Origin of the sequence: Cellulomonas shaoxiangyii (assembly GCF_004798685.1) — a bacterium.
Classification (GTDB): domain Bacteria; phylum Actinomycetota; class Actinomycetes; order Actinomycetales; family Cellulomonadaceae; genus Cellulomonas; species Cellulomonas shaoxiangyii.
Map to the genome: position 1 here is coordinate 1178317 of NZ_CP039291.1, position 14390 is coordinate 1192706.

General features: G+C 76.8%; 12 protein-coding genes. 6 read left to right on the plus strand and 6 right to left on the minus strand.

What is annotated here, in order from left to right; translation table 11 throughout:
- Positions 1–4: 4 nt before the first annotated feature.
- Positions 5–2524 (minus strand): SpoIIE family protein phosphatase, encoded by a 2520-nt coding sequence (locus tag E5225_RS05395; protein ID WP_208012572.1) that lies wholly within the window; start codon positions 2522–2524, stop codon positions 5–7.
- 98 nt (positions 2525–2622) lie between these two features.
- Positions 2623–3597 (minus strand): non-homologous end-joining DNA ligase, encoded by a 975-nt coding sequence (ligD, locus tag E5225_RS05400; protein ID WP_135974152.1) that lies wholly within the window; start codon positions 3595–3597, stop codon positions 2623–2625.
- Positions 3598–3693: 96 nt separating this feature from the next.
- Here ligD and E5225_RS05405 point away from each other — a divergent pair, with 96 nt between their 5' ends.
- Complete coding sequence (locus E5225_RS05405) at positions 3694–5022, plus strand: YibE/F family protein (protein ID WP_244243682.1); 1329 nt, start codon at positions 3694–3696, stop codon at positions 5020–5022.
- A 39-nt stretch (positions 5023–5061) separates the two neighbouring features.
- On the opposite strand, the gene E5225_RS05410 is transcribed toward E5225_RS05405, so the two are convergent.
- Positions 5062–5472, minus strand: a complete 411-nt coding sequence (locus tag E5225_RS05410; RefSeq protein ID WP_135975082.1) for a Fur family transcriptional regulator — start codon at positions 5470–5472, stop codon at positions 5062–5064.
- A 302-nt stretch (positions 5473–5774) separates the two neighbouring features.
- On the opposite strand from E5225_RS05410, the gene E5225_RS05415 reads away from it, so the two are divergent.
- Both E5225_RS05415 and thyX read left to right on the plus strand, forming a co-directional pair.
- Positions 5775–6608: a universal stress protein gene (locus E5225_RS05415; protein ID WP_243738386.1), complete on the plus strand. Its 834-nt coding sequence runs from the start codon at positions 5775–5777 to the stop codon at positions 6606–6608.
- A gap of 154 nt (positions 6609–6762) precedes the next feature.
- Positions 6763–7506: an FAD-dependent thymidylate synthase gene (gene thyX / locus E5225_RS05420; RefSeq protein ID WP_135975084.1), complete on the plus strand. Its 744-nt coding sequence runs from the start codon at positions 6763–6765 to the stop codon at positions 7504–7506.
- 15 nt (positions 7507–7521) lie between these two features.
- Here the strand turns inward: thyX and E5225_RS05425 are convergent, their stop codons facing one another.
- The 3 genes from E5225_RS05425 to E5225_RS05435 all read right to left on the minus strand — a co-directional run bounded on the left by E5225_RS05425 (position 7522) and on the right by E5225_RS05435 (position 11058).
- Positions 7522–8352: an SDR family NAD(P)-dependent oxidoreductase gene (locus tag E5225_RS05425; protein WP_135975086.1), complete on the minus strand. Its 831-nt coding sequence runs from the start codon at positions 8350–8352 to the stop codon at positions 7522–7524.
- Between the two features lie 73 nt (positions 8353–8425).
- Positions 8426–9433 (minus strand): LacI family DNA-binding transcriptional regulator, encoded by a 1008-nt coding sequence (locus E5225_RS05430; protein WP_135975088.1) that lies wholly within the window; start codon positions 9431–9433, stop codon positions 8426–8428.
- A gap of 11 nt (positions 9434–9444) precedes the next feature.
- Entirely contained in the window at positions 9445–11058 is a 1614-nt protein-coding gene (locus E5225_RS05435; RefSeq protein WP_341765695.1) for a UxaA family hydrolase, read from the minus strand.
- Positions 11059–11262: 204 nt separating this feature from the next.
- On the opposite strand from E5225_RS05435, the gene E5225_RS05440 reads away from it, so the two are divergent.
- From E5225_RS05440 to E5225_RS05450, 3 genes are all read left to right on the plus strand, one after another.
- Positions 11263–12132, plus strand: coding sequence for a ThuA domain-containing protein (locus tag E5225_RS05440; RefSeq protein WP_243738387.1), 870 nt, complete (start codon positions 11263–11265; stop codon positions 12130–12132).
- Between the two features lie 178 nt (positions 12133–12310).
- Positions 12311–13288, plus strand: a complete 978-nt coding sequence (locus E5225_RS05445; RefSeq protein ID WP_208012619.1) for a LacI family DNA-binding transcriptional regulator — start codon at positions 12311–12313, stop codon at positions 13286–13288.
- 76 nt (positions 13289–13364) lie between these two features.
- Complete coding sequence (locus E5225_RS05450) at positions 13365–14354, plus strand: LacI family DNA-binding transcriptional regulator (protein ID WP_135975094.1); 990 nt, start codon at positions 13365–13367, stop codon at positions 14352–14354.
- Positions 14355–14390 lie beyond the last annotated feature (36 nt).

A 14390-nucleotide genomic window follows, 5' to 3' on the forward strand; every position in this document is an offset into this window, starting at 1 on the left:
GTCCCTACAGGTGCGCCGGCCCCGCCTCCGGCGGACGCGGCGCGTCCTGCGGGTACAGGTGCACGGCGACCACCGCGACGTCGTCGTCGGCGCGCCCGTCGAGCATCCGGCGCACGACCTCGTCGACGAGCGCCTCGAGGTCCAGGCCGTCGGGGGAGCGTGCCGCGGCGACGGCATCCGGCGCGAGCTCGGTGAGCACGGCGTGCAGGCGGTCGAGGCCGTCGCGCACGTGCTCGCCGCGGCGCTCGACGAGGCCGTCCGTGAACATCAGCACGGTCGAGCCGCTGTCCAGCACCACGTCCGAGTCCGTGCGCCGGCGCCCGGGCGCGACGCCCAGCAGCATCTCCGGGCCGGCCCCGTGCAGGGGGTGGACGGTGGCGTCCGGGCGCACCAGCAGGGGTGCGAGGTGCCCCGCGTTGGACCAGCGCAGGCGCCGCTGGCCCCGCGCCCGCTGCTCGTCGGTCTGCTCCAGGCGCGCGACGACGGCGGTGGCCATGGTGTCGACCTTGAGCGCCCGCATGGCGTCGTCCAGGCTCTCGAGCACCTCGGCGGGCGAGCCGCCCGACGTGTACGCGATGCCGCGCAGCAGCGTGCGCACCTGGCTCATCGCCGCGGCGGCCTGCGTGTCGTGGCCCATGACGTCGCCGATGGCCAGCACCGTCGCGCCGTCGCGCTGCAGGAACGCGTCGTACCAGTCGCCACCGACCTCGGCGGCCTGGTCGGCCGGCAGGTACCGCACCACGACGTGCACGTGGTCCGGCTCGACCGGCGCGGACAGCAGCGCCCGCTGCAGCGTCTCGGAGATGTGCCGCTGCTCCTCGTACAGGCGGGCGTTGTCGAGCGCGAGGCCCGCGCGGTCGGCGAGCTGCACGAGCATCGTCAGGTCCTCCGGCGGGAGCGTGCCGCGCTCCGCGTCGAGGAAGAGCGTGATCGCGCCGACCGTCCGCCCGCGGGCGCGCATCGGGATCGCGTACGCCATGTGCGGGGCGAGGCCCCGCAGCACCTCGCGCGCCTCACCGGACAGCGCGGCCGCGATCGTCTCGGTCGCGTCGGGCACCGCGACGAGCTGACCCGTCCGCAGCGCCTGGAACAGGTAGGAGCGCGGCGAGAGGGCGGTCAGCCGCAGGTCGGCGTAGTGCTCCACGGTCCGGCGCAGACCCGGCTCGGCGTGCCAGCTCGCGATGTCGCGGAGGTGGCGGTGCTCGTCGGCCATCGTGATGAGGCACCACGTCGCCAGGCCGGGCACGAGGTGCCGGGCCAGCCGGCGGACGGCGTCCTCGGTGTCGAGGGTCGAGCTGAGGTCGTCGCTCACCGCCGCCAGCAGGTGCAGCCGCGCCGACGCCGCACGCAGGCGCTCCTGCGCCCGGCCGGCCTCCTGCTGCGACGTGCGGCGCGTGGTGATGTCGAGGAAGTACACGGAGAGGCCGTCCTGCCCCGGCCAGGCCCGGACCTCGTACCAGGCGTCGAGGGGCGGCGGGTAGTACGCCTCGAAGGCGCGGGGCTGCCCCGACTGCACGGCGCCCCGGTAGTTCACCTCGAAGTCGGAGCCGACCGCCGCGGGGTACAGCTCCCAGATGTCGCCGCCGACGAGCTGCTCGCGGGTGCGCCCCAGCAGGCGCTCGGCCTCCGCGTTGACGTAGGTGAACCGCCACGCGTCGTCGAGCAGGAAGAAGGCGGCCGACATGGTCTCCAGGACGCGGGCGATGCGGCCCTCCGCGTCGCGCTTGGCCGTCGTGTCGTACGCCGCGCCCAGCAGCCGCACCGCGGTCCCGTCCTCGCCCGCGAGGACCGTGCCCCGTGCCTGCACCCACCGGGTCGAGCCGCCGGGCAGCAGGACGCGGTACTCGGCGTCGTACTCCGAGCACGTCGCCACCGCGCGGTCGATCGCCTGCGCGACGCGGGGCACGTCGTCGGGGTGCAGGACGGCGTTGAACTCCTCGATGGTGCCGCCGAACTGCCCGGGCTCCATGCCGAACAGCAGGTGCAGCTGGTCGTCCCAGTCGATGCGCCCGGTGACGAGGTCCCAGTCGAAGGAGCCGACCCCGCCCGCGCCCACCGCGAGCTGCCAGCGGACGCGGTCCGCCTCGTAGTCCGCCGACAGCGCGGCCAGCTCGAGCTCGGTGACGGCGGCGGCGGCGAGGTCGGTGAGCAGGGCGACCTCCGTGCCGGACCAGTCGCGCGGCGCGGGGTGGGTGACGCACAGCGCACCGAGCACCCGTCCCTCGCGCCCGAGGAGCGGGACCCCGAGGTACGCGCCGACCGCGCCCTCGACCACGGCCGCGACCGTCGCGACGCGGCTGTCGGCGGCGGCGTCCGGCACGACGAGCGGGCCGGTGGCGTCGGCCGTCGCCACGCAGAGGTCGTCCGCCGTGAGCGGCGTCGCGAGGCCGGCCAGCGCCGTCGCGCCCTCGACCAGCGAGAGGTGCGCCGCGGGCGCGTCGAGCAGCCGGGCCGCGAGGTCGGTGATCCGACCGAGCGCCGCGTCCGCGACGGACGCAGGGGTCAGGGCCGCCGCATCGGGCACACCACGACCGGACACAGGACCGCCCTCCACCCTCCACCGGGATCCGCGGGGACGGCCGCTGCTGGGCCGTGACACGCTGCGGCTGCCAAGGATAGGGCTCAGTTCTCGCGGATCACGCCATCCGGGTCCTTGTCGGGTCGCAGGCCTCGCCAGGACGGGTGACGCAGCCGGCCGTCGGACGTCCAGCCCGCGTGCACGACCTCACCGACGAGCCGCGGCTCGACCCAGTGCACGTCGCGCACGTCGGCGGGCGGCAGCTGCCCCGCCAGGGGCGGGGTCGGCCGCTCCAGGGGGCGCAGCACCGCGCCGAGCTGGTCGAGCGCGCGCCCGGTGAAGCCCGTGCCGACGCCGCCCGCGGGACGCAGCACGCCGTCCTCGTCGTGCACGCCGAGGACGACCGAGCCCACCGTGCCGGCGCGGCGCCCCTGGCCCGGGCGCCAGCCGACGAGCACGACCTCCTGCGTGTGGACGTGCTTCACCTTGCGCCAGTCGGGGGAGCGCGCACCCGGCCGGTAGGTCGCGCTGCGCCGCTTGGCGAGGACGCCCTCGAGGCCGAGCTCGAGGCTGGCCGCGAGCACGTCCGCGCCCGGGCCGGGGAACGACGGCGGCACCTGCCACGACGGCCCGCCGAGCCCGAGGCCCTCGAGGAGCTCGCGGCGTGCGTCGTACGGGAGGGTGAGCGTCGGGCGGTCGTCCACCTGCAGCACGTCGAACACGAGGTAGACGACCGGCACGGTGCGTGCGAGCCGGCGCGCGAGCGCGGGGTCGGCGACGTGCATCCGCTGCTGCAGGCGGCCGAAGTCCGGTGCGCCGCGCCCGTCGAACGTCACGAGCTCGCCGTCGAGGATCGCCGGCGTCGACCCGAGCGCGTCGCCGAGGCCGGCGATCTCCGGGTAGGAGCGCGAGACGTCCCGGTCGTTGCGCGACAGCAGGCGCACGCCGCCCCCCTGCACGTACGCGACGGCCCGCACGCCGTCCCACTTCATCTCGTACGCCCACCCCGCGTCGTCGCCGGCGGGCAGCTCGCCGGGGACGGCGAGCATCGGTCGGACCAGGTCGGGCAGCGGTGGCACACCTCGAGTCTCACGCCGTCCGCGCGCGGCGGCGACGTGGGCGCGCGCGTGTCACCCGAGCGGCCCGGTCGCCGCGCGCCTGCCAGGATCTGACCCGTGCACCCCGAGGAGGCCCCGCCGGAGCCCGTCCGCGCCCGCCACGCCGACCCCGCCGCGCCCGCCCCGCGGCGCCCCGCGCGCACCGGCGTGCCCCGGCGCCCCGGCGGTGCCGGGCGGCCCGGGGCGCCGCCGCGCGCGGTGGCCTGGCTCGTGCTGGTCGTGCTCACGGCGGCGGTCGCGGCCGCCGCCGGCATCGCGCTGACCTGGCCCAGCGGCCCGCGCTCCGCGCAGGACCCGACCGAGGCCGGCGCCGTCGAGTTCGTGACCGCGCGCGTCGTCACGTCCGGGTGGCAGACGTGCGAGGGCACCGTCGAGGACGTCGCCCCGGACGGGACCGTGCCGACCGAGGTGCGCTGCCTGCGCGTCACGGCCGAGGTGGGGCAGGACGGCGACGAGGCGCGGACCGTCGACGTGTACGCGACCGCGGGCCTGGGTCCCGGGGACGTCCCCGCGGGCACGCGCGTCGTGCTCGAGCGCTACCCCGCCGCGGACGGGCAGGCCGAGGTCTGGGCGTGGGGCGACTTCGCCCGGGGGGTGCCGCTCGCCGCGTTCGCCGCCGTGTTCGCGCTGCTCACCGTGGCGGTCGCCGGCGTCCGCGGGCTGCGGGCCCTGCTCGGGCTGGTGCTCGCGTTCGGCGTGCTCGGGGGATACCTGCTGCCCGCGGTGGTCGCGGGGGAGGACGCGCTCGTCGTGGCGCTGTGCGCGTCCACCGCGATCGTCGTCACCGTGCTCTACCTCGCGCACGGGGTCTCCTCGCGGACGACCACCGCGCTCGTCGGCACGCTCGCCGGGCTGGTGCTCGTCACGGGCCTCGGGGTCGCGGGCGCCGCCCTCGCGCACCTGCAGCCGGTGACGAGCGAGGACACGTTCCAGCTGTCGCGCCTGCTCGGGGACGACGGCGTCGACGTGCTGCGCGCGGTGTACCTGTGCGGCGTCGTGCTGGCCGGGCTCGGCGTCCTCAACGACGTGACGATCACGCAGGCGTCGGCGGTCTGGGAGCTGCGCGCGGCCGACCCGCGGGCGGGCGTGCGCCAGCTGTTCACGCGCGGCATGCGCATCGGCCGCGACCACATCGCGTCGACCGTCTACACGATCGCGTTCGCGTACGCGGGGGCGTCGCTGCCCGTGCTGCTGCTGCTCGAGGTCTACAGCCAGCCGCTGGCGCGCACCCTCACGAGCGGCGCGTTCGCCGAGGAGATCGTCCGCACGCTCGCCGGTGCGATCGGCCTCGTGCTCGCGATCCCGCTGACGACGGCGATCGCCGCCGTCGTCGCGAGCGGGACCGCGCACGCGGACGTCGCGGCCGGCCGCGGGCACGCGCACTGACGCCCGCCCGCTGCCCGGACCGGCGTCGTGCCGATGCCGTCAGCGCGCCCGGGCGTCCGTCCGGGCGCACGCGGTGCACACGCCGACGAAGTCGACGGAGTGCTCGAGCTCGGTGAACCCGTGCTCGGTGGCCAGAGCGCTCACGAGCTCCTCGAGCTGCGGCGCGTCGACGTCGACCGTCCGGCCGCAGTGCCGGCACACGAGGTGGTGGTGGTGGCTCGCGGTCGGTGCGCACCGCAGGTACGTGTGCTCGCCCGACGGGTTGAGGAGCACCTCGACGTCGCCGGACTCGGCCATGGCGTTGAGCGTGCGGTAGACGGTGGCGAGCGCGATGTCGTCCCCGCGCTCGTGCAGCGCCCGGTGGATCTGCCGCGCGCTGCGGAACTCGCCCAGGTCGTCCAGCAGCGCGGCGACGGCCGTCCGCTGCCGGGTGACGCGCTGACCGATCATGTCCCTGCCCTCCGCCGCCGCCGGGCCGGTCCCGGTGCCCTGTTCTCAACGGACCACCGTAGATGAGAATTCCGACCCGGCCGACGGCGGCGTCCGACGAGCCCACCGGACGAGCCCACCGGGCGGGCGCGCCGCGCTCGGGCCCGCCCGGGGCGCCGTGCGACCACCCCCGTACCGGCATAAAGTGCCAGCAACGGCACGGAACGTGTCGTGTCCCGTCCTCGCCCGTGCGGCAGCCGACCCCGTCGTGGCCCTCCCCGCCGGGCGGCCTCCGCCCGTCGCGCGGGCCCGCGAGGAGGCGCATGCCCATGAACGCCATCGTCGTCGGCGTCGGCCGCACCACGGACGACGCCGTGCTCGACTGGGCGGCGGCGGAGGCCGGCGCCTGCGGGGCGCCCCTGACCGTGGTCCACGTCCCGCCCGCGTCCGCGCCGCAGGGGCCGGACGGCCCCGTCGCGGCCCTGCGCGAGCGGGTGGCCGCCGCGGTCGCCCGGGCGGGTGCCGAGGTGCCCACGACGGTCGAGGTCCTGCCCGGGCGGTCCGTCGCCGACGTCCTCGTCGGCGTCGCCGCCGACGCGAGCGCCGTGGTGATCGGCCGGCGGACCGTCCGCGGCCCGCGCACGCTCGGGCGGGTCACCACCGCCGTGGTCGAGGGGGCGGCCGCGCCCGTGACCGTCGTGCCGCACGACCGGCCGGCGCCGGCGGACGGTCCGCGGCCCGTGGTGGTCGGCGTCGACGGCTCCGCGCCGGCCGTCGCGGCCCTGCGCTACGCCGCCGGGGTGGCCGCGCGCGCGGACCTCCCGCTCGAGGTCGTGCTCGCGTGGCAGATGCGGACGCTCGCACCCCTGCCCGGCAAGGAGTGGGGCTACACGCCCCCGCTGGACGACTACGCCCGGCACGCGCGCACGCTGCTCGACGGCGCCCTCGAGGCCGCCGACGTGCACCTGCCGGACGCGCGGCTCGTCCGCTCGGTCGTGCACGGGACCGCGACCAACGCCCTGCTGGAGGCGGCCCCGCGGGCCGACCGGCTCGTCGTGGGACGGCGGGGGCTGTCGGGCGTCGACCGGATCCTCCTCGGCTCGGTCAGCCGTCAGGTCGTCGCCCGGGCGCGGTGCCCGGTGACCGTGGTGCACTGAGCGGCGCGCCCCTGCCGGCGACGCGCGCCCGCGCCGCCGACGGTGTCGGCCGGGCCGCGCGCGCGGCGGTACGCTCGCACGCGGTGCCCGCCGGCCGGACCGCGGGCCGTCGAGCGCGCGCCCCACGCGCGCGAGCCCCCGGGAGGACGCACGCATGACGGTCGCCGACGAGGCCCCGCAGGAGCAGCCGACGTACCGCAGCGACGTCACCGTCGAGCTCGTCCGGCACGCGGCGCGCGACGCCGACGTGCTGTTCGCCGCGCGGGTGTCCACCGCGGGGGAGGCGTCCCTGGACGAGCTCGAGAAGGACGCGACGCGCTCGAAGGGCCTCATCAACTACCTCATGCGCGACCGGCACGGCACGCCGTTCGAGCACAACTCCATGACGTTCTTCGTCAGCGCGCCGATCTTCGTCTTCCGCGAGTTCCACCGGCACCGCGTGGGGTTCTCCTACAACGAGGAGAGCGGGCGCTACCGCGAGCTGCTGCCGGTGTTCTACGTGCCGGGCGAGGACCGCAAGCTCGTGCAGCGCGGCAAGCCGGGACGGTACGAGTTCTTCGACGGCACGCCCGAGCAGCACGCCGTGGTCGACACCGCGATGCGCGGCGCGTACGAGCAGGCGTACGCCGCCTACCAGGAGATGCTCGCCGCCGGCGTCGCGCGCGAGGTCGCCCGCGCGGTCCTGCCCGTGGGCCTGTTCTCGTCGATGTACGCGACGTGCAACGCGCGCTCGCTCATGCACTTCCTGTCGCTGCGCACCAAGCACGAGGCCGCGGCCGTCCCGTCGTTCCCGCAGCGCGAGATCGAGATGGTCGCCGAGCGGATGGAGGCGGCGTGGGCGCAGCTCATGCCGCTGACGCACGCGGCGTTCGTCGAGCACGGGCGCGTCGCGCCCTGACGCCCCCCGCCGCCGTCAGCCGGCGTCGGAGCGCTCCGCCTTCTCCCCCGTCGGCTTCGTCATGCCCGCGTGCATCGCCGCCTTGGCGGTGTCGGGGAGCACGGCGGCCATGGCCGACTGCATCCGGGCCTTGACCGTGTTCGCCTCGACCTTGTCCTTGCCGTCGAGCAGCGCCTCGACACCCCGCCGCGCGACGTCGGCCGGGTCGTCCTTGCTGCCCTGCCCGACGACGGTGTCGACCATGTCGGCCTGCTCGAAGAAGTCGGTGTCGGTCGGCCCCGGCAGGAGCGCCGTGACGGTGACGCCGGTGTCCTTGAGCTCGTGCCGGAGCGCCTCCGCGAACGACGTGAGGAACGCCTTGGACGCGGCGTACGTCGCGTAGCCGGGCCCCGGCATGAGGCCGCCGGTGGACGACGTGATGAGCACGCGGCCCGCGCCGCGCTGCACCATCGCGGGCAGGATCCCCTTGGCGAGCCGCACGTTCGCCACGATGTTGAGCTGCACGGTCGCGAGGTCGTTCTCCAGCGGGATCTCGAGGAATGCGCCCCCGTCGCCCCGGCCGGCGTTGAGTGCGGCGACGTCGATCGGACGTGCCACCGCGGCCACCTCGTCGAGCAGCGTCTGCACGCCGTCGGCCGTGGTCAGGTCGGCCTGCACGGCCCGGACCGCGGTGCCGAGCTGCGCGAGCCCGTCCGCGGCGAGCGTCAGCTCCGGGTTCTCGGCCGTCACGAGCAGGTCGAAGCCGCGCTCGGCGAGCTCGCGCGCCAGCTCCAGGCCGATCCCGCTCGACGCGCCGGTGACGAGCGCGAGGGGACGGACGGTCAGGTCGGTCAGGTCGTTCTCCATGCTGGGGATCCTCCGCAGGTCGACTGCCCACGACGCTACGGGCGGTCCCCGTCCCCGGCATCCCGGGCCGGGGTCAGGGGCGCCGGCGCCGGGCGGGCTCGGCCGTGGAGGCGCGCACCACGAGGTGGGTCGGCAGGGTCAGCTCGGTGTCGCACGGCGGCTCGGCGGCCGACGCGCGCGCCGCCGCGACGAGCCGCAGCAGCAGGTCGACGGCGGTCGCGCCGGCGCGGCGCTGCGGCACGGCCACCGTGGTCAGGGCGGGGTGCCCCATCGTCGCGACGGTGTCGTCGTGGCCGACCACGCTCAGGTCGTCCGGCACGCGCACGCCGCGGGCGGCCGCGCGGGTGAGCAGGCCGACCGCGACGAGGTCGTTGTACGCGAGGACCGCCGTGGCGCCGTCGGCGAGGACGAGGTCCGCCGCCTGCACGCCCCCCGCGAACGTCGGTGCGACCGCGGGGCAGCGCACCACCTCGACCCCGCCGTCGGCGGTGGCGGCGGCGAGCCCCAGGTCGCGCTGCGCACCGGCCCACGACGACGGGCGCCCGGGCACGTAGACGATCCGCCGGTGCCCGAGGGCGCGCAGGTGCTCGACCGCCTGCCGGGTGCCGTCGGCGAGGTCCGCCACGACCGACGGCAGCCCGTCGACCCGGCGGTGCAGCAGGACGGTCGTGGCGCGGTCGGCCACGTCGAGCAGCGCGGCGTCCGACGCGCGGGGCGAGCACAGGAGGAGGCCGTCGGTGCCGCGCCGCAGCGACGCGACGGCCTCGACCTCGAGCCCGGCCTCCTCGTCGGTGTCGGTGACGAACACGGGCAGGTCCGCGGCGCGGGCGCGCGCCGCGACGCCCTTGGCGACGTCCGCGAAGAACGGGTTGGTCAGGTCGGGGACGACCAGCCCGAGCGCGCCGGCCCGGCCGGTGATGAGGCCGCGCGCGGCGCGGTTCGGCCGGTAGCCGAGCCGCTCGGCGACGGCCCGGACGGCGTCCCGCGTCGAGGGGCTGACCGTGCCGCCCGTCAGCGCGCGCGAGGCCGTCGCGGCGGAGACGCCGGCCTCGCGGGCGACGTCCTGCAGGGTCGTGGGCACCGGGCTCCCCGTCAGGTCACGGCGCCGAGCTGCCACGGCACGAACTCGTCGCGTCCGAGGTCGAGCTCCTCGCTGACGGTCGGGCGGCCGGACGCCACCGCGAGCACGAGGTCCAGGATCTCCTCGCCGACGCCCTCGATCGTCGCCGTGCCCGTGACGATGCGGCCCGCGTCGAGGTCCATGTCCTCGCGCATGCGCTCGTACATCTCGCTGTTCGTGGCGACCTTGATGCACGGCGCCGGCTTCGTGCCGAGGACCGAGCCGCGGCCGGTGGTGAACACGACCACCGTCGCGCCGCCGGCGACCAGGCCGGTCACGGAGACGGGGTCGTAGCCCGGGGTGTCCATGAAGGTGAGGCCCGCGTCGGTGACCGGCTCGGCGTACTCGTAGACCGCGCTCAGCTCGGCGCTGCCTGCCTTGGCCACGGCGCCGAGCGACTTCTCCAGGATCGTCGTCAGCCCGCCCGCCTTGTTGCCGGGCGAGGGGTTGTTGTCGAGCGTGCCGCCGCCGCGCGTCATGTACTCCTGCCACCAGTCGATGCGGTCGAGGAGCCGGCGGCCGACCGCCTCGCTCACCGCGCGCCGGGTGAGCAGGTGCTCCGCGCCGAAGACCTCGGGCGTCTCGGCCAGCACGCTCGTGCCGCCCTGCGCGACGAGCAGGTCCGACGCACGGCCGAGCGCGGGGTTGGCCGTGATGCCGGAGTACCCGTCGGACCCGCCGCAGTTCAGGCCGAGCACCAGCGCGGACGCGGGGACGGTCTCGCGGCGCCTGCCCTCGAGCTCGTCGAGCATGCGGCGCACGACCGCGACGCCGGCGCGGACGGTGGCCCGGACGCCGCCCTCGTCCTGGATCGTCAGGTGCTCGACGAGCGTGTCGGGGGACGCGGGCAGGTCCGCGAGCAGCCCCTGCACCGCGAGCATCTCGCAGCCCAGCCCCAGGACGAGCAGCCCCGTGACGTTGGGGTGCGCGGCGTACCCGCGCAGCGTGCGTCGCAGCACCTGCCCACCCTCGGACGCCGGGACGAGCCCGCAGCCCGAGTCGTGCGTGAGGGCGACGACGCCGTCGACGTGCGGCCACGCGTCCAGCACCGGGCCGCGGAACTGGTCGGCGATCATGCGGGCGGTGGACGCCGAGCAGTTCACCGACGTGACGATGCCGACGTAGCTGCGCGTGCCGACCCGGCCGTCCGCGCGGCGGAACCCCTCGAACGTGCGGGTGGTGGTCGCGGGCGCCACCCGGACGCGCGCCGTGCCGAACTCGTACGCGTGCGCGATGGCGCCCATGCCGAGGTTCTGCGTGTGCACGTGCTCGCCGGGTGCCACCGGCGCCGTCGTGCGGCCGATGACCTGGCCGTACTTGTGCACCCGCGCCGCCGCGGGCAGGGCCCGTACCGCGAGCTTGTGGCCGCGCGGCACGCCGGCGGTGAGCGTCACGACGGCCGTGCTGCCGCCCGGCCCGCCCGGCAGCGCGAGCGACGTCCCCGCCGGCACGTCGCGCGTGGTCACGGCGACGTCGTCGTCGGGCGCGAGCAGGAGGGCGACGGCGGCGAGCGGGACGGGTGCGGTCGGCTGCGCCGGGTGGCCCGGGCCGGGGGCGGTGGGGCGGTCGGCGGGGGTGGTGCTCACGGGGCTCCGTCGGGTCGGGGACGGGTGTCCTGCACGGGAGAGGGCGGGGAGAGGCGGGGAGAGTCCGGTGGAACGGAGTGGAACGACTGCAAACGCTTCCAGCATCGTCCCACCGGGCCGGCGGGCTGTCGAGGGCGGCGGACCCGCGGCCCGGTCGCCCTGTCCGTGCCGGCGACTGTCGGAGGCGCCCGGCACACTGGCGCGGTGCCGAGTGACGTGAACAACCCGACCGCCGACGACCGCCCCGCCGACGACCGCCCCGCCGACGACCGCCCCGCCGACGACCTCCCCGCCCACGACCTCCCCGCCCACGACCGCCCCGCCGAGGCCGGGACCCCGACCGCCCGCGCCGCCGCTCGCGCGCGCGGCCGCCGCCGCGACGACCGCCGGCCGCGCGCCCTCGTCCTGGTGGGACGCGGGCGGTACGAGGACCCGTGGCACGACGACGCCGCGACGGCCGGTGCCCTGCAGCCGCTCCTGGCGGCCGAGGGCTGGGACGTGCACGTGCACGGCACGTCCCCGGCCCTGCTCGCCGACGACGGGCTCGTCGCGGCGACCGTGGGCCGCCCCGACCTCGTGGTCGTGGCGGCCGGGACGGGGCGCTCGGACCCCGACTTCGACGGGGACGACGCCGCCTGGGCCGCGTTCCACACGGCGCTCGCGGGGTTCGTGACGGGCGGCGTCCCGCTGCTCGCGCTGCACGCCGCGGCGAACACGTTCCACGACGCGCCGGCCTGGTCGGGCCTCGTCGGCGGGCGCTGGACCGACGGCACGTCGTGGCACCCGCCCATCGGCACGGCGACGTTCGACGTCGCCGACCCCGCGCACCCCGTGACCGCCGGTCTCGGCCCCGTCGAGGCGTTCGACGAGCAGTACTGCGACCTCGCGGTCGACCCCGGCAGCCACGTGCTGCTGACGACGCGGCACGAGGGCCGCGACCACCCCGTCGTGTGGGTTGCGCCGGGCCCCGCGCGCGTCGTCTACGACGGGCTCGGGCACGACGTGCGGTCGTGGGCGAGCCCGTCCCGGCGCGACCTCGTGCGGCGCACCGTGGCCTGGCTCGCCGCTCGCTGACCGGACCGCCCGGCGGCTCGGTGGGCCGCCCCGCCCCGCTCCGGGCTCATACGTGTGTGCCGACCGCGCCCCGGCGGCGCCGCCTCCCGACGCCCGAAACCTGCACGAAACAGCGCACACGGGTGCAGACTGGCGGGCAGCACACGTCGAGCAGGGGAGAGCGATGCCGGGACGACGAGTGACGTCCAAGGACGTCGCGCAGCACGCCGGCGTGTCGCAGAGCACGGTCAGCTACGTGCTCAACGACACGCCGAACCAGTCGATCAGCCCGGCGACGCGCGACCGCGTCCGCGCGGCCGCGGCCACCCTCGGCTACACCCCGTCCGCGGCGGCCCGTGCGCTGCGGCGCGGCTCCAGCGAGGCCGTGCTGGTCGTCCTGCCCGACGCGCCGATCGGAGCGGCCATCGCGGCGATGATCGAGGGCGTCAGCGCGGTCCTCGAACCGCACGGGCACCCGGTCGTGCACCGTCGCCAGCGGGACACGGTGGGGCTGCGCGCCCTGTGGCACGAGCTCGCGCCCGCGGCGATCGCCAACCTCGCCGCCTTCCCCGCGTCGGAGGAGGCCGCCATCGAGGCGGCGGGCATCCCGGTCGTCGGGGTCGCGCTCGGCGGCGAGCCCGGCCGGGCCATGCGCGTGCCGCAGACCGCGATCGGGCGCCTGCAGGCCGAGCACCTCGTGCAGCGCGGCCACACGCACCTCGGGTTCGCGGCCTCGACGGACCCGCACCTGGCCGAGATCGCCCGTGGCCGCCTCGCCGGCGTCGAGGAGGTCTGCGCCGAGCGCGGTCTGCCCGCGCCCGTCGTCGTGGACGTGCCGCTCTACGCGGACGCGGCCGCGCGTGCCGTGCAGCGGTTGCGCGACCGCGCGGGCCCGGTGACGGCCGTGTGCGCGTGCAACGACGACGTCGCGCTCGCGGTCCTCGCCGGCCTGCGCACCGCGGGTCTCGCCGCGCCCGGCGACCTGGCGGTCGTCGGTGTGGACAACCTGACGGCGGGCCGCCTCGCGGCACCGCCGCTCACCACGGTCGACATCCGGCCCGACGACATCGGCACGACCCTGGGCAAGCACGTCCTGCGGCGGCTCAAGCCCGAGCTGGAGCTCCCGGTGCCCGACGACGAGCCACCGATCGACCTGGTGGTGCGCGCGACCACCTGACCGACCGGCCGGCGGGCGCCACCGGCCCGCCGGCGACGCGGGCGCGCCGGCGCGCACCACGCAGAGGAGGACGAGGATGTCCGAACGACGCGTCACGTCCCGGGACGTCGCCACGCGTGCCGGCGTCTCGCAGAGCACCGTCAGCTACGTCATCAACGACGCGCCCGGGCAGACGATCAGCGCGGCGACGCGCGAGCGGGTCCTGGCGGCCGCGGGGGAGCTCGGGTACGCGCCCCCGGCCGGGGCGCGGCCGCCGCGCCGCAGCCGGCTCCAGGTGGTCCTCGTCGTGATCCCCGACGGGCCGCTCGGCACGGTGGCGGTCCTCGTCCTCGAGTCGTTCGCGGCGACGCTCGAGCAGCACGGCTACACCGTGGTCTCGCAGCGGCGACGGCAGCGGACGCTCGCGCAGCTCATGCAGGGCTTCTCGCCGGTGGCGGTCGCCGACCTGGCCGCCCTCACCCCGGGGGACGCGGCGGCCGTCGCCGACCGCGGGATCCCGCTCGTGGGACTGTCCCTCGACGGTGCCGCCGGGTCCGCGATGCGGATCCCGCAGCGGCGCGTCGGTCGTGTGCAGGCGGCCCACCTCGTCGAGCGCGGCCACACCCGGCTCGCCTTCGCGGCGTCACCGGAGCCGATCGCGGAGTTCTTCCTTCCGGGGCGGCTCGCGGGCCTGCGGGACGAGTGCGCCGAGCACGGCCTGCCGGCGCCCGTGGTCGTCGACGTGCCGCTCTACCCCGACGCGGCGGCCCGCGCGGTGCGACGGCTCCGAGACCGGGACGAGCCCGTGACCGCGGTCTGCGCGTTCGACGACGAGGTGGCGCTGGCCGTGCTGTCCGGCGTGGCGTCGCTGGGACTGCGTGTGCCCGACGACCTCGCGGTGGTCGGCGTGGACGATCTGCCCCTGGCGCGCCTCGCACTGCCCCCGATCACGACCGTCGCGATCCGCACCGAGGACGTCGGCACGGACCTCGCGCGGCACGTGCTGCGACTCCTGCAGCCGGAGCTCGGTCTCTCGGAGCCGGACGACGAGCCCCCGATCGACCTGGTGGTGCGCGCGACGACCTGAGGGTGCCGGTCCGCCGGACGCGCAGGGGCGCCGGGT

Excerpts from the sequence above, each read along its gene's own strand:
- E5225_RS05425 (WP_135975086.1), bottom strand. The coding sequence starts at position 8,352 with ATGGAGAACGACCTGACCGACCTGACCGTCCGTCCCCTCGCGCTCGTC.
- E5225_RS05415 (WP_243738386.1), top strand. The coding sequence starts at position 5,775 with ATGCCCATGAACGCCATCGTCGTCGGCGTCGGCCGCACCACGGACGAC.
- thyX (WP_135975084.1), top strand. The coding sequence starts at position 6,763 with ATGACGGTCGCCGACGAGGCCCCGCAGGAGCAGCCGACGTACCGCAGC.
- E5225_RS05410 (WP_135975082.1), bottom strand. The coding sequence starts at position 5,472 with ATGATCGGTCAGCGCGTCACCCGGCAGCGGACGGCCGTCGCCGCGCTG.
- E5225_RS05450 (WP_135975094.1), top strand. The coding sequence starts at position 13,365 with ATGTCCGAACGACGCGTCACGTCCCGGGACGTCGCCACGCGTGCCGGC.